The following is an 18,609-nucleotide window of genomic DNA, read 5'->3' on the forward strand; positions in this document are numbered from 1 at the left end:
AAAGAAATCACAGAATTTTTTGCAATATCTTTACTTGTTTTTTTACTATTTTGACAATTCTAAAAGATTGTCTATTTTTTTCTTTCTGCTTCCACTATCTTTAGGTTACACAAAAAAAAATTTAATGAGGGGGACACATGATGACCACAGAACTAAAGGCCAAAGAGGTACAAAAAAGCTATGCTGAACCTGGCCCATCACTGTTCAGCGAAGGATTACTGCGATTTTGGGAACCCTTTTCTAAAAACAAAGCAGCCGTAGTCGGCGGGGCGATTATCCTTTTTTATATTTTAATTGCCCTTTTTGCTCCGCTGCTTGCTGCACATGATCCATTTGAAATTCAATTAGACAAAAAGCTCCAGCAGCCGAGCTTTGAGCATTGGATGGGAACAGATGATAAAGGAAGGGATATTATGGCAAGAATCCTCTATGGTTCAAGATTATCCATGGGAATCGGATTTGCTGCAGTATCATTTGGTGCATTTTTCGGAATCATCATGGGACTTGCAGCAGGATTTTATGGCGGCTGGGTAGATACAATGATCAGCAGGATTTTAGATGTTATGCTCGCTTTCCCTGGAATTCTGTTAGCACTTGCCATTATCAGTGCGCTAGGACCCAGTCTAGTAAATGTCATGATTGCTGTTGGAATATTTTCAGTTCCATTATTCGCAAGGGTAGTGAGAGGCTCTACTATGGAAATAAAAAAACTCGAATATATCGACGCCATTCGTTCATTGGGAGCAAATGATGGGACAATTATTTTTAAGCACATCCTGCCGAATATCCTATCACCTATTATTATTCAAGGAACATTGCGATTAGCAACAGCTATTCTTTCAGCCGCAGGCCTTTCTTTCTTAGGCTTGGGAGCTCAGCCCCCCTCACCCGAATGGGGAACGATGCTTTCCAGCGGCAGAGATTTTCTGTTCAGTGCTCCATATATCGCATTATTCCCAGGACTAGCCATTTCCGTTCTTGTTCTCGGGTTCAACTTATTTGGAGACGGATTGCGTGATGCTTTGGATCCGCGGCTAAAATCATAATGAACAGGAGGAGAAATCATGATATTTTATCTTTTTCGAAGATTACTGGAAATAATCCCAGTCATATTTGGAGTAACACTCGTTGTATTTCTAATTATGCAGATGGTGCCAGGGGATCCAGCAGTATTACTTGCAGGTGAAGGTGCATCGAAAGAAACAATCAATCAAATACGAGAAGAATTAGGTCTCAATGGACCTCTATACATGCAATATGGCGATTATATCCTAAATGTCTTTCAAGGAGACTTGGGAACCTCGTTAAAAAGTCAGCAGCCTGTCCTTCAAGAGGTCCTTGCAAGACTGCCCATTACAATTGAATTAGCGTTCTACAGCATTATGATTACCATTGTCCTTGGAATGGCAGCAGGTATTATCTCGGCAGTAAGACCATACTCTCCCACTGATATTACTGTCATGATTGTGGCCTTATTAGGGATTTCTCTTCCAAGCTTCTGGCTTGGAATGCTTTTAATGTATGTTTTCTCCGTTAAACTGCACCTATTGCCTGTTGCAGGATGGGACAGTATCCTCCACATTATTTTACCTGCCTTTACCCTTGGGTTAGGCGGCGCTGCAATCGTAGCCAGAATGACCCGCTCGAGTATGCTCGAAGTTGTGCGAAAGGATTATATCCGCACGGCTCAAGCGAAAGGTCTAAAAGGATACGTCATTATTTATAAACATGCACTTCGTAATGCTCTAATACCAGTTATCACTGTAGTAGGGCTTCAATTTGGGGCTTTACTTGGCGGAACGGTTTTGATCGAATCCGTTTTTGCCATTAACGGTCTCGGGCGTATGATCGTAGATTCCATACGCATGCGGGATTTGCCAATGGTACAAGGCGGCGTTCTCATTGCCTCCCTCGTCTTCGTTTTTGTTAACTTATTTGTTGATATTTTATATCGATTCTTTAATAAACGAATCGAGCTAAATTAGGAGTGATCTGGTATGAATAACAAAGTTGTGCTGAAAGTAAATAATCTCAAAACCTATTTTTCATCAAAAAAGGGCGTAACCAAAGCTGTCGATGGCATTGATTTTGTTTTGCATGAAGGGGAAACCCTTGGGATTGTCGGAGAATCAGGCTGTGGAAAAAGTATGACATCGCTTTCCATCCTTCGTCTTATCCCTTCTCCCCCGGGGAAAATTGTTGATGGAACAATTAACTTTAAAGGGAAAGATATTTTACAAATGTCTGAGAAAGAGCTGCGTCAGATGAGAGGAAATCAAATTTCGATGATTTTCCAAGAACCAATGACCTCTTTAAATCCAGTTATACCGGTTGGAGAACAAATTGCTGAAGCGATACGGGTTCATCAAAAGCTGTCCAAAAAGGCCTCGTGGAAAAAAGCTGTTGAGATGCTGGATCTCGTTGGGATACCTTCTCCTGATAAACGGGCAAAACAGGAGCCATTTCAGTTAAGCGGAGGAATGCGGCAGCGGGTAATGATTGCAATGGCTCTGGCTTGTAATCCGGAGATATTAATTGCAGACGAACCGACTACAGCACTTGATGTAACTATACAAGCGCAAATCCTGGAATTAATGAAAGATCTTCAAAAGAAATTAAATATGGGCATTATTTTTATCACTCATGATCTTGGTGTTGTTGCTGAATTATGTGACAAAGTTGCAGTTATGTACGCAGGACAGATCGTTGAATACAGTACAACTGAACAGCTCTTTAATAAACCAAAACACCCATACACAATCGGTCTAATGTCCTCTCTGCCCAAATTACATGAAGATCAGGAAGAATTACAAACAATGAAAGGCAATGTCCCATCCCCATACGATATGCCAAAAGGATGCCATTTTTCCCCTCGATGTCCGTCAGCAACAGCGCAATGCCATGAGGAGGAACCATCACTTGCTATTTTAGAAGATGGCAGCCAAATTCGCTGTTTCCTTTATACCCCAGACTCACAAAGAAAAGGAGTGAAAGCAAAATGACAGAAGCGATAGCAGTAAAAAGGCCATTATTAGAAATCAGCGGACTCAAGCAATACTTTCCTGTTAAACGTGAATCTCTGTTTCAGCCCAAACAGGAAGTAAAAGCAGTTGATGACATCAGCTTCACCCTATATGAAGGAGAAACATTAAGTATTGTTGGGGAATCCGGATGCGGAAAATCAACTACCGGCCGTGCCATCCTGCAGCTGGATAAACCAACTGAGGGAGTCGTTAAATATAATGGCATTGACCTAACCAGTCTATCTAAAAGAGACTTAAGAAAAATGAGAGGTGATATTCAAGTTATCTTTCAGGATCCATATGCATCGTTAAACCCGCGTCAAACCGTAAGAAAAATGTTGAAAGAAGCGATGACTATTCAGAAGGTGCTTCCGCCATCACAGCAAGAGCCAAGAATGAAAGAGCTCTTAGATTATGTCGGTCTTCCTCTTGCTTCATTAGACCGTTTACCCCATGAATTCAGCGGTGGCCAAAGACAAAGAATCGGCATCGCCCGTGCGCTTGCAGTTAACCCAAAAATCATCATTTGTGATGAAGCCGTCTCTGCTCTCGATGTTTCCATTCAAGCACAGATTTTGAATTTATTAAAACGGCTTCAAAAAGAGCTGCAATTAACGTACCTATTTATCTCACACGATCTTAGTGTGGTAAGACATATTTCTGATCGGGTGATGGTCATGTATTTAGGGAAGCTTGTGGAGACAGGCTCAAAACACCAATTGTTTCAGGAGCCGCAGCATCCCTATACAAAAGCTTTACTATCAGCAATTCCAGTGGCAGACATTTCAGTAAAGAAAAAAGAGAGAATCATTTTAAAAGGAGATGTCCCTTCTCCTTTTAATCCGCCGTCTGGATGCAAATTCCATACTCGCTGTCCTTTAGCAACAGATCTATGTATAGCTGAACTCCCCCCTATGATTGGCAACGATGGTCATTTTTCCCGCTGTCATTACGTTTAATAGGTGTTTTCAGAATCTTCTTTTTCTACTAGAATAGATACATAATTAGTTCAGGGAGTCCAACAATGATTACACTTGAGTCCTTTTCCTTCTATATCATGATTTGTGTTTTAGCCCCTTTACTTGGGGCTTTTAGCTTATTGTTCTTATTCATTTTTGAGAAAAGATTAGATCAATTAAAAAAGGAAAAAACAGAGTTAATGCTGAAACAGGAGCTTCAAGAAGCAAAATACAATCAGCTTAGCCGTCAAATACAGCCGCATTTCTTTTTTAATACACTGAATGTCATCCTTAGTTTAGCAAGATTAAACAGAAGAGAAGAACTGATTTCTTCCATCGAAGTTCTCTCTAAGTACTTAAAATTCAAATACAAAGAAACAGAACCTTTCATCACGATTGAAGAGGAAGCAAGATACACACAGTACTATCTGGATATTCAAAAAATCCGCTTCAGAGAAAGACTTGAAATCATATGGAAGACAGAGAATGAGGTTTTAAGCGCCCTTATCCCCCCTTTTTTATTGCAGACTCTTGTTGAGAATTCTTTTAAACATGGATTAGAAAAGACACCCGGCAATGTCAAATTAATCATCTCTATTAGAGAAGAAAACGAACATATTCAATTAGATGTATGGAATACCTCTTCTCCTGATGTTGATTGCGCATCTTATCAGGAAGACGATGAAATAGGCTTAGGCCTATTGAATATTCAAAAAAGGCTGCAAATGCTGTTTCCGCTAAAACAGACCTATCTTAAACTGCAGCAAGAAGAGCATGGGACAAACGTTCAAACTCTCTGGCCAAAATTATTGATAGAAGATCGCTATAATTTCCTAAAGGAGAGTTAGACATGCATATCCTACTAGTCGATGATGAACCCCTTGAATTAGAACAACTCGAATATATCATTCAGCACCGATTTCCTTATTGGACAATTCATAAAGCAATCGATGCATCTAAAGCACTAAAAGTGATTCATGAACATCCTATATCACTTGCTCTTCTGGATATTCAGCTGCCAGGTAAATCCGGCATTGATCTTGGTCTTGAATTAAAAAGTCAAAAAAAACTGGACATCGTGATGGTAACGGCTTTTCAATCGTTTGATTATGCGCAGGCTTCCATTCGTTTAGGAGCAAAAGATTATATTACCAAGCCGATTATTGAAGAAGAGCTGTGCAAGATATTAGAGAACTATCAGCATTCGGATGTTCAATCACACATCATTCAAGAAGCAATAAATATTATCCATGAACAATATAGCCAAAAACTCTCCCTCTCCTTTCTGGCGAATCAAATCCATATCAACAGTGCCTATTTAAGCAGGAAGTTTCACGAAGAAATGAAAATCAGTTTCTCTGAATATCTAAATGAGTATCGAATTGAAATGGCGAAACAATTACTGCAGGATTCAGAGAAATCCATATCTTCTATTTCAGAAGAGTGCGGATTTAACAGCCAGCATTATTTTAGCGTTTTATTTAAAAAACAGACTGGTTTATCACCGAGAGAATACAGGCTAAGAGAGAAGGTTTAACTATGAAGCAGGGAGTCTATCAACATTATATTCAAGGAGGCATTAAATTTGGGATTGCATATGGCGTCGTTTCTCTTTTAGCGAGATGGATTACAGGCAATACCATTCTTTCATCACCGGAAACGCTTGTTAAATATGGACTTTTAGGAGGGGTGGGCTACGCATTAATGGGAGCCTTTGCGCTCTTTTCTTTTGGCTGGATCGCCCCTATCATACGAGAACGGTTTCCAGATGCCATGACAATTGGCGATGTCTTAACGACAAGGCTCAAGGGGAATTCCTACTGGTTTGTGATGATAGTTTTATTGATTACAAGTGTTGACTCCCTTTTTATCCAGTCCCTTGGAGCAGGTATATTGCTTCATTTGCTGTTTGACATTCCTGTTTTTGCTGGGCTGTTCATTTTTTTTGTTTACTGCTTTTTACTTGGAGGAATAGGCGGCATGAAGAAAATCCATCAATTTGAGGGGGTACATATTTCCCTTATTTTTGCTGCTATTATTCTTATACCCGTTTATTTTTTTATCCAAGAAGGGATTTTTCCTGTTTATGATGGCCTTCATCTCTATCATCCCTACTTATTATTTCTCAAAAACAGTTCTGTCACCCCCTTTGTCCTGACTGCTCTATTAATTGGATTTGGGCAGGTCTTGATTGATAGAGCAAGCTGGCAGCGACTCTATCTTATTGAAAAAAAGAAAATCAGAACGACCTTCATGATGTCGGGTATCATTTGGGCAACTATCCCCATTGCCTTTTCCGGAATGATTGTTATAGCTATTTTCAGTGAAGGTTATGAAAACCTCTACTCCGTTCTGTTCAAGCTCATCGATAAAATGGACTCATTATTTTTATTAGCGCTATTTATCGGGTGCTGTTTTAGTGCTCTCGCCTCTACAGTAGCTGCAGAACTGCATTCAACGGCAATTATGATAGTCCGAAATATTCTTACTATCAAATTCAATTGGAACGAACGTACCCAGCTGAAAAATTCTTACATCGCTGCAGGTGTTCTCTCTCTGGCACTGTTTGCTATTAGTTCATTCCTGTCTCCCAGTTTACTTGAGCTTATTTTCTTTTTTGGGCAAGTCTATGCATCCATTATCCCAACAATGGCGGCAGTCATTTTCTATCGCAAGGAAATTCCTGCTTACCTGCCATATTGCTCATTAGCTGGCTGGGCGGCGGGGACGGCAGCTCTTTTTTATCAATCGTCTATTGCCTCTATCTGGATTAGCTTTGTCACGGCAAGTATATTGGTCTTTTTATATCTTATGGGAAATCAGGCAAAGTATTTATATCGCGGAACTGGCTGAGAATAAGCCGCTCTCTATCCTTTCCCATACCCGAGTTGTGTTTTGAATGATTTTTCCAAATAGACCATAACAGCAAGAATGAGGACGAAATGGATCCAGTTTCCTTGTTAAAATTGGAACATCCAAAACATTAGGAGGCTGTAAAATGAACAAAATAAATACGTTTAATGAGCTCCACTCAACAGAAGATTTATTATTTTTAGGCAATGCCTGGGACCACCTGTCTGCTTTGGCACTTGAAAAAGCAGGGTTTAAGGCAATTGGCACGACAAGCTTTGGAATTGCCCGTTCCCTTGGATTTGCAGATGGTGAAAACATTGATTTTGATAGTCATTTAAAGATGATTAAATTGATTGCGGTTTCTGTTAAAATCCCCGTATCTGCAGACATTGAGGCTGGCTATGGAGGAGACATAGATACAATCGTTTCTAATGTGTTAAGAACAGCTGATGCAGGTGTCGCAGGTATTAACATTGAGGATTCACTGAAGAAACAAAAGGGGCTTAAAGAAGTTGAGCAGCACAGCCGCTTATTGTCAAAGATGAGAACAGAGTTAGATCGTGCCGGCTTTGAAGGATTTTATATTAATGCCCGAATCGATACGTATCTTCAAAAGGAACATCCACTTTTGGAAACAATCGATCGGGCAAAGGCATACGCAGAAAGCGGAGCCAGCGGAATTTTCGTTCCCGGTTTGTCAGTAGATGAAGAAATAAAAGAAATTGTCTTTCATGTAAACGCCCCGCTAAATATTTTATCTTTACCCGGGCTAACGAATTGTAATAAGCTTAAAGAATTAGGAGTTAAACGCTTCAGCTTCGGAAATGCGCTATCGGACAAAATGATCTCTTTATTAGAAATGAATGCAGCTCACTTATTAGAGTATAGCGATACTGCACACTTATATGAGAAATAACCTGGATGCGGGGTGCTCTATCATGCCGGATGTCAACCTTTCTTTTGAAGAAAAATGGGAGAAAATCATTGCTTGTGATCAAACATATGATGGGTTATTTTTTACGGCAGTGAAAACAACTAAAATCTATTGCCGTCCTTCTTGCCGATCCAGAAAGCCTAAAAAAATAAATGTTGAATTTTACAATGACCTAATAAGTGCAGAACAAGCCGGATTTCGTGCTTGCAAGAGATGTCAGCCAGAAATAGATCACTCTCCACATATTGCACTTGTCAGAAAGGTTATTGCTTTCCTGGTAAACAATTATAATCAAAAGCTCCAATTACAGGATATTGCAGCTCATGCCGGGGTAAGTACGTTTTATCTCGAACGGCTGTTCAAACTGGAAACGGCTGAAACTCCACGAACCTATTTAGAAAAAATAAGAGTCGACAAGGCCGTTCATCTTCTGATAAACACAGACAAAAATAATCTGGATATTTGCTTTGAGACTGGGTTCCAAAGTCCTTCAAATTTTTACAAGGTATTTCGCCGCTTGAAAAATTGTTCGCCAAGTGAATATCGAAACCTTTCCAGCTAAAGAGCTTGAAGGAACCAAAATCAAAAGGCTCTGCCTTTTTCAGGTAAAGCCTTTTGAGTGAATAGATACGAATGGAATTTATAGCTGTTTCTCCGCTTTTTGCAGTAAAACGTTGGCCAGTTCCGATAAGCTTTCAGTCGTTTTATTAATTTCTTGAATGGAATCAACAATTGCGTCCAAATCCACTTTATTCCGCCCAAACATTTCCGTGTAATTCTCCATCTCCATTTTTACAGTTACCAGACCGCTTCTAACTTGTGCAATTTGAGATTGAGAGGTTTGAGTTGAATCGTTCATCGAACTCATGATAGAGACAATCGTATCCATATGCTTATTGCTGTTTGATATTAATGAGTTTATCTCGTTGCTCGTTCTTTTAGAATCTTCCGCAAGCTTTCTGACTTCACTAGCTACAACAGCAAAGCCTTTTCCATGATCCCCTGCCCGTGCAGCTTCAATTGATGCATTTAGTGCCAGTAAATTCGTTTGATCTGCAATGCCTTCAATTTCTTTCGTCATTCTCGTAATTTGATCTGAAATGCCTTTAAGGTTGCCGATGCCTTCAAGAGAGTTTTCCACTTTTTCAATAACCTCTCCAAACGCTGAAACCATTTCGTCCATCTGTTCTTCGTTCTTGTTCGTCAAATTCAGGAGGTTTTTGCTGCTCTTTTGAGTTGATTGAATTTCTTCCCGGATTTGTTCGGCCTTTGAGCTTGTATCGTTCATAGTAGAGTCTGTAAGTTGAACAGATGCGGCCATTTCCTGGCTGATGGAAGACAGCTCCCGTTGAAGGTTTACATTTTCTTCATTCAGATCATTCAGCTCATTCATTCTTTTTTGCATATATTGATCAACTACAAGCTGTGAATCCAGATTTATGGCATGTGTAATAGCCAGCAGGGCCACAGAGAGTTTTTGAGGCTCATTTTGAAGCACCTGAATGACTTTTGGAATCAGCAGGGAGCTGAATGCCGAGTATGTCGCCAAAAACCATGTAACAGGCAAGTGAGCACTGTTATGCGTTCCGCCGATACGGTATCTCATCTCAAAAAATCGTTCATCCATTTCACCGCTCAGCAGACTTTTAAAATAATCAGCAAACACTGATTTTAAGCGCGCTCTGGTCGAATGATCCATATCAATCCTGCTTAATACAGGCTGTTTATATAAGTGATTCAGCACTGTTTCAAGGATCTCATCAAGCAGCGGCATAACAACAGGGTTCAGTTCTTTTAATGTTTCGAGCTGTTCATTGGTATAACCCATGTAAGCAAGCCTCGAAGACAATTCTTTATCTTCAACAAATACTATATGTTTATTATCAGGAAACCCCATGACCGGATTAAATGGTTCTGCCGTCTGTTTTTTTGAGAATAGTGTCAGCATGCTCGTACCCCTTATTTTCAATTAGTTATAAAAATGACATTCTATCCTTACTATCGGCATAAAAAGATAAAACTAAAGTCCCAAATCTTTTTATTGTCTGCAAAAAAAAAGCACAAATCTTTTGCGATCTGCACTTTGTCCTCACTCTATGTATCCCTGCAAGCCTTATTGTACAAGGGAATGCTTAAATGCATAAATAACGGCTTGTGTGCGGTCTTGCACGCCAAGCTTGCTTAAGATATTGCTTACATGTGTTTTCACTGTTTTTAATGCTATAAATAACTCATCTGCAATTTCCTGATTCGTTTTTCCTTCTGCAACGAGCAGCAGAATCTCCATTTCCCTGGCGGTCAGCTCATCATGAGGGTTATGAACAGGTTTTTGACGCATTTTCATCATCATTTTCCCAGTGACCTCTGGTTCAAGAACAGATTGTCCATGAAAGGTATTCCGGACTGCATTTGCGATTTCGCTTGCTTTAGATGTTTTCAGCATATAGCTTGTCGCACCTGCTTCTAGAGCAGGATATACTTTTTCATCGTCCAAAAAGCTTGTGACAATAATGATTTTGGCTTCCGGCCAGTTCTCGATGATTTGTCTGGTCGATTCAATCCCGTCCATTCCTTCCATGACAAGATCCATTAAGATAATGTCAGGCCGGAGCTCGAGCGCAAGTTCGATTGCTTTAAAGCCGTTATCAGCTTCACCGACTACTTCGATGTCGCTTTGAGCGGCTAAATAGGATGACACACCAATCCGCACCATTTCATGATCATCTACAAATAAAACTTTAATCATTATTCTCACCCCTTACAATTGGTATTTTAACCTCAAGCTTCGTTCCTTTTCCGGGGAAGCTCACTATTTTCATCGTGCCTCCAAGCAGTGCTGCACGTTCGTGCATATTCTGCAGACCATAGCTTCCTGTCTTAGCTGCATCTACTTTAAATCCTACTCCATCATCCATCACTCTAAGCAAAATCAGTTCATCCCGTTGAATAAAAAGCACTTCAAGTGTTTCTGCTTTTGAATGGCGCAGTGTATTTGAAACAGATTCCTGCAGAATGCGGAAAAGGTGATCTTCAATTCCTTTATCAAGCTTCATCTCTTCCATTTTCCATGAGATCTCCATCGGAACCTTCTGCTGCAGCTCTTCTAACAGCTCCTGCATCCCTTCATGAAGCGTTTTCCCCTTTAGGGCGGCCGGTCTGAGATGCAAAAGAAGAGCCCTCATTTCCAGCTGAGATTGATGAATCATCTGCTCGACCATGCTTAATTGTTTATTTTCTGCCTCACTGCGATGATCAGCTGATTCATTGACTGCCGACATCATCATGGATGCGGCAAAAAGCTGCTGACTGACAGAATCATGAAGCTCCCTTGCAAGCCTGTTGCGCTCTTCTGAAACAATTTTTTGAATGCGCTTTTCCTGCTCTTCCGCTTTTTCATTTGCAAGCTTTTGAGAAAGCTTTGTTTGCTCTGTCATGTGCTTTTGAAGATTGCGCAGATGAATCCAGATTTTTTCAAACTCTCCTGACTTTCGGCTAAAAGCGCCATCTACATACTTTCCCTGCTCCAGCTGTGAAAGTCCATCCGACAGCTGTGCAATATCGCTTCGCAGAAAAATCCCCGAGAGAAAGCCGAGAAACAAGCCAATTAAAAGACTGACTGCAGGAACGAAATAGATAAAAGGAAGATCCAGCATTTCGCTTTCCCATAAAATGCTCCAGTCATCAAGCGGAAACATAACAAAAAAACTGGCAGATAAGAAGATGAGAACGGAAAAAGAAATGGCTGCACCTAACGCCATTTGCCGAAAAATGCTGCTCATATCCTTTTCACCTCTAGATCACCAACTATCGAAGATGTCACCACTTTTACCTTTTGCACGGCATCCTCGTAGCCTTTTGTCTGATACGAAACAACCTGATTAAAAACCTTTGGCTCACGATGTTCAAAGATGGATACAGCTCCGGCCCATGAAGAATGCTGAAAAGCTGCATCAAGCTCATAAGGGAGAAGGATTTTCACATTTCCGATGACATTCCGGATGACAATGATGCATTCTTCCTTCGGCAATACGGTGTTGCTGAGATCGATGATCGTGTCTCCGATTCCGCTTTGGATATTAATATCATTCCATTCATAGATTTCTTCTGCAGAAGTCTGCTGGCCAAAAACGTTGTTGCCGAACAGTGGTTTCTTATAAACAACATCTTCTTTTTGCAGAGAAATGGATTCTTTTATTTCAGGTGTAATAACGGCTGGCTTTTTTTTAGACTGCCTGTATTGAAACAATAAATAAATGGCGAAAGCGAAAATCAAAAATTTTACTGCCCATAAATTCATGACCGTGATAACCAAACTAATTAAGCCAAACCAAAAGAGAAGTTTTCCCGTTTTCCTGGCAAGGCGTTTTTTCCCAAGATATATGCAGATTGATGAGAAAAACAGAAAAAAGATAAGCCCTCCATGATCAAATAGGACTTCAAGCATAAGCAGCACGATTCCAATGAGTAAAATATACGTCATCATATCAGCGTTCGCTTTTTTGAGCATATGGGCTTACCTCCTTCCGTCCCAATTTTGTTTTAAAAAGGCGCAGAAATCTACGCCTTCTTTAGAATACCATGTTTTTATTGTGCAATAGAATCTTCTTTTTTAAGTTCTTTTTCAAGCTGTGCAATTCTGCCATCAATTGTATTGCGGTGATAGCCTGTATTGACCTGATGCTCTAAGCGCTCAAGATAGTTTTCCATCTCATCAAAGCGGCCATACGAACCTGCTGAATAGCTGCTGCTGTCTAATACTTTGTTCATGCGGTGAGTGGCGCGTGCTGTATTTTCACGGCCCATCAGTTCCATGCGCTTGATATACATGTCCTTTAGTTTATGCTTCATTTCTTCATACTTGCGTTCAAGATCCTCTAATTGACGAGTCACTTCTTTTAGGGATTCGCTCAGTCTTACTGTACGCTCCTGATACTGTTCATGTTCTCTCACTGCAAATTCATGCAGTTCTGTCTCGCCGGCCTGTGCCGCAATTTCTGCCTGGCGCTTGCGTTTTTCAGTAAGGTGCTCTGCCTGCTTATATTCGCGTGTGAATTCTTCTTTTAATAAATACTGTCTTTCCACAAGCTTTCGGACCTTATCAGTTTCCTGCTCGCATTCTCTTAAGTATTGATTCAGCAAAGAGATTGGGTTTTTTTTCTCTTTTTGATCTAGAATTTCGTGAAAATCTGCCGTGATTGTTTCCTTAATTCTTGTAAACAAATTACTCATTTTTTACCTCTCCTCTTTCAATTATTGATTTTTTTTCATTTCTGCCCATTGTCTTTCAAAATTTGTGAATGGGTCGTTTGATTCTTCTTTAAAAGCAGTCTTTTCTTTCTTATTCCATTTCTTATAGACAACATAAAGGATGTAAGCTGCGACTGCACCAAGTACGGCTGGAAGATTTGATGCCGACGCACATAAGGCAATGATTCCGGCGATTGCCCAGAAAACTTTCATTCCAGTTGAATCAGTCTTCATGAATCCTTTATACGAGTAATAAAGGATAACCAGGCTGATGGCCAGTGCCAGCATTGGGGCAAGATTTGCAAGCAGGACTATGGCTGCAATTCCCCCTGCGATCAATAAACCGAATTTTTTCATTTTCTGTTCCTCCTTTCTATATCTCTATCCTACCTTCCCTGCGATTTTCTCATAACGAGCCTGAGCTTTATTTTGAACTCAGACTTGAGGCGTAGCAGTCCATGAGACTGGCATGATTCAACAAGATTTCGCCTAATATATTAAATTTTTATATAATTTTAAAAATTCCCTCTTGTCCAATACTTCTTTCCTTGTTATCATAATGAACATTCAACTATGTAACTACAGGAGGCATTTTAGTGAAAAAGCAATATTTTATTGGATTACTTATTTTTATCCCATTATTACAGGTTATCTTGCTTCCTTTCGTAAACAGGATCGATCCGATCATACTCGGGTTGCCGTTCCTTCACTTTTGGCTCTTCCTATGGATTGCCCTGACTCCTTTATGTACGTGGGGAATCTTTAAAATCCAAAAGAATCAGGGAGGTCATGAATGATGCAGCAGGGAAATGTGACAGCACTAAGTATTACGATTTTCATCATTTTAACGGTTGTATTAATTGGATTTATAGCCGGACGTGATAAAGCATCGAGAAGCTCTGTTGAAGAGTGGTCAGTTGGAGGCAGAAAATTTGGAGGACTGCTTGTCTGGTTTTTAGTAGGTGCTGATCTATACACCGCTTATACCTTTCTTGGTTTGACCAGTACAGCATTTCAGGCCGGGAGCATTGCCTTTTTCGCGATTCCTTATTCGGTGCTCGCGTACTTTATCGCTTATTTTTTCCTTCCGAAGCTCTGGAAGGTGGCAAAAGAATTTCAGCTGACAACACTCGCCGATTATGCACGCGAACGCTTTGACAGCAAGCTGCTTTCGTCGTTAATTGCCATCGTCGGCGTACTTATGCTGATTCCTTATATTGATTTGCAGCTCAGCGGTATTATGGACACATTGCGTGTTGCCGGAACTGGATATATCAATGTAACCGTCGTTGTTATTACCTCTTTTTTCTTAGTTGCACTGTATACTTTCTTCAGTGGAATCAAAGGTCCAACATACACAGCCATTATTAAAGATGTTCTTGTATGGGCCATTATGCTTTTCATGGTTGCATCTCTTCCAATTATTCACTTCGGGGGATGGACACCGATGATCGATAAAGTAGTGACAGAGGCTCCGCAGCTTTTAACAATCCCTGAATCAGGACCAAAAGGGCTGATGTGGTTCTCAAGTGCGGCAGTCGTCTCGTCTCTTGCCCTGTTTATGTGGGCTCATGCTGCTACAGGTGTATTTACAGCAAGAAGCGCAGATGCCATCCGTAAGAATTCCATATTTTTGCCTTTATATAATGTCGTTTTAATTCTTGTCATCTTCATAGGATTCATTGCTTTTCTTGTTCTGCCGGGAGATACGGATCCTCGTTTTGCACTGCTGACGCTGATTCAGACATCCTATGGCGGTGTTGCACAGGGCCTCGCTTATTCAACAATTGCCCTTGCTTCTCTCATTCCATGCTCCATTATGGCAATTGGCGCATCGAATTTATTCGCTAATAATATCTATAGAGATTTAATTAATCCCCGGGTAAAACCGGCAAAGCTGACAATGATTACAAGAAGCATGGTTTTTCTAGTAATCGGATTAGCCTTAATCTTTGGATTATTATTTCCGACTGCTCTAGTATCCCTGCAGCTGCTTGGGGTATCAGGAATGGTTCAGATTTTCCCTGCCATCGTGCTCAGCCTCTTTTGGCAAAAGCAGACGAAGGAAGCAACCATTATCGGTCTCATCGTAGGACTCGTGGTAACATTCACAGTATATGGAACAGGCCTTTCGTTTGGAGTTTATGAAGGTTTCTGGGGATTATCAGCTAACTTCTTAACTCTATTCATCTTAAATCCGATTTTTTCAGCAAAAACAAACCATGTTGCCCATTTCCTTTTTAAGGATAAAAAGCAGCATGAACCTATCAGAAAAGGCGCTTAACAAAAAACAGGTACATCCAAGAGATGTACCTGTTTTTTGTTTTATTACCTTTACAAAGAATTGGATTTCACTTCGTTCCCAATGCGTTTGAAATGCAGAAGGTGCATGCTGTGAAATCAGATAACACAACGGTATTAATGGAGAGATCTTCACTGTGTTGAATTTATCCGGCTTTTTTCTGTTTATATCCGGATTCCCTATTTTTATCGGGCACTATCCGATATTCCATACAAAAAACAGCCGGTCACAGCCCTTTTAATAAAGTGGTTTCCTTAATTGGCAATAAGGGGATAATAAAAAGAAAAGTGCAATATTAAGGAGGCTGTCCCCATTATGAATTTATCTGGTAAAGTAGCGATTGTTACTGGCGCAAGCTCCGGCATTGGTGAAGCTGCCGCGATAAAACTTGCAGAACAGGGAGCAAAAATAGCTCTTTTGGACATAAAAGAGGAAAATGCCAAAAAAGTGAAATCTGCGATTGAAGCAAAAAACGGAGAGGCCATCATTATTGAGTGTGATGTATCCGATGCAAAACGAATGGAGAGCAGCTACAAAAAAGTCATCAGCACGTGGGGGCAAATCGATATCGTGTTTGCAAACGCGGGGATCAACGGCAGATGGACCCCGATTGAGGATCTTACTCCAGAGGACTGGGATCAAACAATCAACACGAATTTAAGGAGTACATTTCTGAGTGTCAAATATGCGATTCCGTATATGAAAGAAAAAGGCGGAAGCATTATCATTACCAGCTCTATTAATGGCAACCGCTTATACAGAGGATTTGGCCGGTCAGCTTACAGCACGTCAAAAATAGGCCAGGTCGGATTTGGAAAAATGGCTGCCCTGGAGCTTGCAGGTTATAAAATCCGCGTCAATATGATCTGTCCTGGAGCCATTGAAACAAACATCGGCAGCAATACCTTTGCAGAAGAAGAAAACATAAAAAAGGTAGAGATTCCAGTCGAGTTTCCAGAGGGTGAGCAGCCTTTAGAAAAGAAAGCAGGCTCGCCTGAACAAGTGGCAGATCTAGTTTATTTTCTTGCATCCGATTTATCCAGTCATATTACTGGCACAGAAGTCTATATTGATGGAGCAGAATCATTGCTTTAACCTGCAGCACCTTCTAAACAGAAGGTGTTTTTTTCGGATAAAAATGCCTGATTTGGACCAAAATAAACCTCTAATCTGTACTAAAGGAGGGTTAACCTTGACTAACCGCAACGATAATCGTGAATCGAAGAACAAATATCCCAACAACAAGAAGCAGGATACTGAATTCTCAAAAGAAATCAACATCCGAAGTGAAGAAACGAAAAAAGATTTGAAAAAATAAGCAAGCAAACAGCCCGAAAAGAAAATTTTTCCGGGCTGTTTGCTTATACTTATTGCTGCTTCGCATTTTCTATTTCTTCAACCATAAGCGAGAGTTCTTCCCAGCGCTCCATTGTTGCTTCAAGCTCCGCATCAATAGCCTGCTGCTGCTCCATCAGCTGCTGAATTTTCCCGTAATCACTGCCGCTTGAAGCGATTTGGCCTTCAAGATCTTCTCTTTTTTCTTCCAGTTCCGCAATCTTATCTTCAATAACGTCCCATTCTTGCTGCTCTTTATAGGAGAGTTTTTTTCTCTGCTTCGGAGCTGCCGCCGTTTCCTGAACTTTAGGAGCTGGTGCTGCACTTTCAGCTTCCTTCATTCTTTTTCTTGTTTCCATGTAATCTGAATAGCTTCCCTGGAATCGGAGAACCTTGCCGCTGCCTTCAAAAACAAGGAGATGATCCACTACACGGTCAAGAAAATAGCGATCATGGGAAACAGTGACGACAACGCCAGGGAATTGATCAAGATAATCCTCGAGGACGCTGAGTGTTTGAGTGTCTAAGTCATTTGTAGGCTCATCAAGAAAGAGAACGTTTGGCTCCTGCATTAATACCTTGAGCAAATACAATCTGCGGCGCTCTCCGCCTGATAGCTTGCGGATGTATGTCCACTGCATCGATCTTGGAAACATGAAGCGCTCAAGCATTTGCTCTGCTGTAATCGTTTGATGATCAACTGTCTGCACAACTTCCGCGACTTCTTTTATATATTCAACGACGCGCAAATCTTCATCCATTGCCTCATGATCCTGAGTATAATAGCCGATTTTGACGGTTTCGCCAATTTCAACCTTGCCGCTGTCAGGCTGAATGCGTCCTGCAATGATGTTTAATAGTGTCGATTTCCCGCTTCCATTAGGTCCGATGATTCCAAGTCTCTCCCCGGGAACCACGAGATAATCTACATTTGTCATTAAGGTACGGTCCTGAAAAGCTTTTGAAACACCTTCAAGCTCAATTACTTTTTTTCCAAGTCTTGTTGACCCGATGGCAAAATCAACGCTATGTTTTGCTGCCGGTCCTTCCTGATCCTGAAGGTCTTCCACACGTCCAATGCGTGCTTTTTGTTTTGTTGTCCGGGCTTTAGCGCCGCGTCTCAGCCAGGCAAGCTCTCTGCGCAGCAGATTTTGGCGCTTGCTTTCAGACTGCTCGGCATTGAATTCACGCTCTGCTTTTTTCTCAAGAAATACTTCATAGTTTCCCTCATAAACATACAGCTTGCCATTTTCTAATTCGAAAATTTGGTTTGTTACCCGGTTAAGGAAATAACGATCATGGGTCACGAGAAGAATAGAGCCTTTGTATTGTGCTAAAAAAGTCTCAAGCCATTCGATCGTTTCATTATCCAGATGGTTTGTAGGCTCATCCAGAATCAGCAGATCTGCTGGCTGAATCAAAGCTTTTGCAATTGCAACACGTTTCTTTTGACCGCCGGATAAAAGCCTTACTGGCCTTGCAAAGTCGGAAATGCCGAGACGGGTCAAAACGGTTTTGGCAACCGTACTCGCTTCCCACGCGTCGTTTTCATCCATTTTTTGCTGCATTGAAAGAAGCTTGGACTGTTTTTTTTCATTAGACGGATCTGCTTCCAGTTCTGAAAGAGCAAGCTCATAATCACGCATTGCCCGCATGATCAAGGAATCCCCGTAATAGATCTGTTCAAGGACTGTCAATTCTTCCTCAAGCACAGGCTGCTGCGGAAGGTATTCAATATGAAACGAATTGGCATGAATCATTTTTCCTTCTTCAACAGTCTCTAGTCCTGAAAGATATTTCAAAAGGGTTGATTTCCCTGTCCCGTTTGTCCCGATTAATCCAATTCTCTGCCTTTCAGCAATTGAAAATGAAATATGATCAAACAAAGTCTTTTCGCCATATGTTTTATATAAATTCTCTACAGAAAGAATGCTCATTTATTTATCCGCCCTTATA

At 40.8% G+C, this 18,609-nt stretch carries 20 protein-coding genes and 1 pseudogene; 13 read left to right on the forward strand and 8 right to left on the reverse strand.

Features of this window, described 5'->3' with window-relative positions:
- The first annotated feature begins 137 nt into the window (after positions 1–137).
- From QFZ72_RS25995 to QFZ72_RS26035, 9 genes are all read left to right on the forward strand, one after another.
- Positions 138–1,046 (forward strand): ABC transporter permease, encoded by a 909-nt coding sequence (locus QFZ72_RS25995; RefSeq protein WP_373464643.1) that lies wholly within the window; start codon positions 138–140, stop codon positions 1,044–1,046.
- An 18-nt stretch (positions 1,047–1,064) separates the two neighbouring features.
- Entirely contained in the window at positions 1,065–1,985 is a 921-nt protein-coding gene (locus tag QFZ72_RS26000) for an ABC transporter permease (protein WP_307439094.1), read from the forward strand.
- Positions 1,986–1,997: 12 nt separating this feature from the next.
- Entirely contained in the window at positions 1,998–3,002 is a 1,005-nt protein-coding gene (locus QFZ72_RS26005) for an ABC transporter ATP-binding protein (protein ID WP_307439096.1), read from the forward strand.
- Positions 2,999–3,982, forward strand: coding sequence for an ABC transporter ATP-binding protein (locus tag QFZ72_RS26010; RefSeq protein ID WP_307439097.1), 984 nt, complete (start codon positions 2,999–3,001; stop codon positions 3,980–3,982). Before QFZ72_RS26005 ends, QFZ72_RS26010 begins: the two co-directional genes overlap by 4 nt.
- Before the next feature lie 65 nt (positions 3,983–4,047).
- Positions 4,048–4,830 (forward strand): sensor histidine kinase, encoded by a 783-nt coding sequence (locus QFZ72_RS26015; RefSeq protein WP_307439100.1) that lies wholly within the window; start codon positions 4,048–4,050, stop codon positions 4,828–4,830.
- A 2-nt stretch (positions 4,831–4,832) separates the two neighbouring features.
- Positions 4,833–5,519, forward strand: coding sequence for a response regulator transcription factor (locus QFZ72_RS26020; protein WP_307439102.1), 687 nt, complete (start codon positions 4,833–4,835; stop codon positions 5,517–5,519).
- A gap of 2 nt (positions 5,520–5,521) precedes the next feature.
- Positions 5,522–6,835 (forward strand): sodium:solute symporter family transporter, encoded by a 1,314-nt coding sequence (locus tag QFZ72_RS26025; protein ID WP_307439103.1) that lies wholly within the window; start codon positions 5,522–5,524, stop codon positions 6,833–6,835.
- 145 nt (positions 6,836–6,980) lie between these two features.
- On the forward strand, positions 6,981–7,751 hold the full coding sequence (locus QFZ72_RS26030; RefSeq protein WP_307439105.1) for an isocitrate lyase/PEP mutase family protein: 771 nt from the start codon (positions 6,981–6,983) through the stop codon (positions 7,749–7,751).
- A gap of 22 nt (positions 7,752–7,773) precedes the next feature.
- Positions 7,774–8,331: a bifunctional transcriptional activator/DNA repair enzyme AdaA gene (locus QFZ72_RS26035; protein ID WP_307439107.1), complete on the forward strand. Its 558-nt coding sequence runs from the start codon at positions 7,774–7,776 to the stop codon at positions 8,329–8,331.
- Positions 8,332–8,409: 78 nt separating this feature from the next.
- On the opposite strand, the gene QFZ72_RS29665 is transcribed toward QFZ72_RS26035, so the two are convergent.
- The 7 genes and pseudogenes from QFZ72_RS29665 to QFZ72_RS26065 all read right to left on the reverse strand — a co-directional run bounded on the left by QFZ72_RS29665 (position 8,410) and on the right by QFZ72_RS26065 (position 13,373).
- Entirely contained in the window at positions 8,410–9,174 is a 765-nt protein-coding gene (locus QFZ72_RS29665; protein WP_373464720.1) for a methyl-accepting chemotaxis protein, read from the reverse strand.
- Between the two features lie 3 nt (positions 9,175–9,177).
- Positions 9,178–9,717: pseudogene (locus tag QFZ72_RS29670) on the reverse strand (protoglobin domain-containing protein); the annotation flags it as partial.
- A gap of 165 nt (positions 9,718–9,882) precedes the next feature.
- Entirely contained in the window at positions 9,883–10,515 is a 633-nt protein-coding gene (locus QFZ72_RS26045; RefSeq protein WP_307439110.1) for a response regulator transcription factor, read from the reverse strand.
- Positions 10,508–11,548 (reverse strand): sensor histidine kinase, encoded by a 1,041-nt coding sequence (locus QFZ72_RS26050; protein ID WP_307439112.1) that lies wholly within the window; start codon positions 11,546–11,548, stop codon positions 10,508–10,510. The genes QFZ72_RS26045 and QFZ72_RS26050 overlap by 8 nt, the downstream gene beginning before the upstream one ends.
- A complete protein-coding gene (gene liaF, locus QFZ72_RS26055; RefSeq protein ID WP_307439114.1) occupies positions 11,545–12,276 on the reverse strand; it encodes a cell wall-active antibiotics response protein LiaF in 732 nt (243 codons plus the stop codon). The genes QFZ72_RS26050 and liaF overlap by 4 nt, the downstream gene beginning before the upstream one ends.
- Before the next feature lie 77 nt (positions 12,277–12,353).
- The gene (locus QFZ72_RS26060; protein ID WP_307439116.1) at positions 12,354–12,998 is read right to left on the reverse strand and encodes a PspA/IM30 family protein; all 645 of its coding nucleotides are present in this window, start codon (positions 12,996–12,998) and stop codon (positions 12,354–12,356) included.
- 21 nt (positions 12,999–13,019) lie between these two features.
- Positions 13,020–13,373 (reverse strand): lmo0954 family membrane protein, encoded by a 354-nt coding sequence (locus tag QFZ72_RS26065; RefSeq protein ID WP_307439118.1) that lies wholly within the window; start codon positions 13,371–13,373, stop codon positions 13,020–13,022.
- A gap of 239 nt (positions 13,374–13,612) precedes the next feature.
- On the opposite strand from QFZ72_RS26065, the gene QFZ72_RS26070 reads away from it, so the two are divergent.
- From QFZ72_RS26070 to QFZ72_RS26085, 4 genes are all read left to right on the forward strand, one after another.
- On the forward strand, positions 13,613–13,813 hold the full coding sequence (locus tag QFZ72_RS26070) for a DUF3311 domain-containing protein (protein ID WP_307439120.1): 201 nt from the start codon (positions 13,613–13,615) through the stop codon (positions 13,811–13,813).
- Positions 13,813–15,300 carry a sodium:solute symporter family protein gene (locus tag QFZ72_RS26075; RefSeq protein WP_307440021.1) on the forward strand — a complete coding sequence of 496 codons (1,488 nt, stop codon included), beginning with the start codon at positions 13,813–13,815 and terminating at the stop codon, positions 15,298–15,300. Before QFZ72_RS26070 ends, QFZ72_RS26075 begins: the two co-directional genes overlap by 1 nt.
- A 333-nt stretch (positions 15,301–15,633) precedes the next feature.
- The gene (locus QFZ72_RS26080) at positions 15,634–16,413 is read left to right on the forward strand and encodes an SDR family oxidoreductase (protein ID WP_307439121.1); all 780 of its coding nucleotides are present in this window, start codon (positions 15,634–15,636) and stop codon (positions 16,411–16,413) included.
- 97 nt (positions 16,414–16,510) lie between these two features.
- Entirely contained in the window at positions 16,511–16,636 is a 126-nt protein-coding gene (locus QFZ72_RS26085; RefSeq protein WP_275976734.1) for a hypothetical protein, read from the forward strand.
- A gap of 49 nt (positions 16,637–16,685) precedes the next feature.
- On the opposite strand, the gene QFZ72_RS26090 is transcribed toward QFZ72_RS26085, so the two are convergent.
- Positions 16,686–18,590, reverse strand: coding sequence for an ABC-F family ATP-binding cassette domain-containing protein (locus QFZ72_RS26090; protein ID WP_307439124.1), 1,905 nt, complete (start codon positions 18,588–18,590; stop codon positions 16,686–16,688).
- Positions 18,591–18,609 lie beyond the last annotated feature (19 nt).

It is taken from the genome of Bacillus sp. V2I10, from assembly GCF_030817055.1.
Taxonomy (GTDB): Bacteria; Bacillota; Bacilli; order Bacillales; family Bacillaceae; genus Bacillus_P.

Bases quoted from the DNA above. Each gene is read 5' to 3' on its own strand.
- QFZ72_RS25995 (WP_373464643.1), top strand. From the start codon at position 138: ATGATGACCACAGAACTAAAGGCCAAAGAGGTACAAAAAAGCTATGCT.
- QFZ72_RS26000 (WP_307439094.1), top strand. From the start codon at position 1,065: ATGATATTTTATCTTTTTCGAAGATTACTGGAAATAATCCCAGTCATA.
- QFZ72_RS26005 (WP_307439096.1), top strand. From the start codon at position 1,998: ATGAATAACAAAGTTGTGCTGAAAGTAAATAATCTCAAAACCTATTTT.
- QFZ72_RS26010 (WP_307439097.1), top strand. From the start codon at position 2,999: ATGACAGAAGCGATAGCAGTAAAAAGGCCATTATTAGAAATCAGCGGA.
- QFZ72_RS26015 (WP_307439100.1), top strand. From the start codon at position 4,048: ATGATTACACTTGAGTCCTTTTCCTTCTATATCATGATTTGTGTTTTA.
- QFZ72_RS26020 (WP_307439102.1), top strand. From the start codon at position 4,833: ATGCATATCCTACTAGTCGATGATGAACCCCTTGAATTAGAACAACTC.
- QFZ72_RS26025 (WP_307439103.1), top strand. From the start codon at position 5,522: ATGAAGCAGGGAGTCTATCAACATTATATTCAAGGAGGCATTAAATTT.
- QFZ72_RS26030 (WP_307439105.1), top strand. From the start codon at position 6,981: ATGAACAAAATAAATACGTTTAATGAGCTCCACTCAACAGAAGATTTA.
- QFZ72_RS26035 (WP_307439107.1), top strand. From the start codon at position 7,774: ATGCCGGATGTCAACCTTTCTTTTGAAGAAAAATGGGAGAAAATCATT.
- QFZ72_RS29665 (WP_373464720.1), bottom strand. From the start codon at position 9,174: ATGCAAAAAAGAATGAATGAGCTGAATGATCTGAATGAAGAAAATGTA.
- QFZ72_RS26045 (WP_307439110.1), bottom strand. From the start codon at position 10,515: ATGATTAAAGTTTTATTTGTAGATGATCATGAAATGGTGCGGATTGGT.
- QFZ72_RS26050 (WP_307439112.1), bottom strand. From the start codon at position 11,548: ATGAGCAGCATTTTTCGGCAAATGGCGTTAGGTGCAGCCATTTCTTTT.
- liaF (WP_307439114.1), bottom strand. From the start codon at position 12,276: ATGCTCAAAAAAGCGAACGCTGATATGATGACGTATATTTTACTCATT.
- QFZ72_RS26060 (WP_307439116.1), bottom strand. From the start codon at position 12,998: ATGAGTAATTTGTTTACAAGAATTAAGGAAACAATCACGGCAGATTTT.
- QFZ72_RS26065 (WP_307439118.1), bottom strand. From the start codon at position 13,373: ATGAAAAAATTCGGTTTATTGATCGCAGGGGGAATTGCAGCCATAGTC.
- QFZ72_RS26075 (WP_307440021.1), top strand. From the start codon at position 13,813: ATGCAGCAGGGAAATGTGACAGCACTAAGTATTACGATTTTCATCATT.
- QFZ72_RS26080 (WP_307439121.1), top strand. From the start codon at position 15,634: ATGAATTTATCTGGTAAAGTAGCGATTGTTACTGGCGCAAGCTCCGGC.
- QFZ72_RS26090 (WP_307439124.1), bottom strand. From the start codon at position 18,590: ATGAGCATTCTTTCTGTAGAGAATTTATATAAAACATATGGCGAAAAG.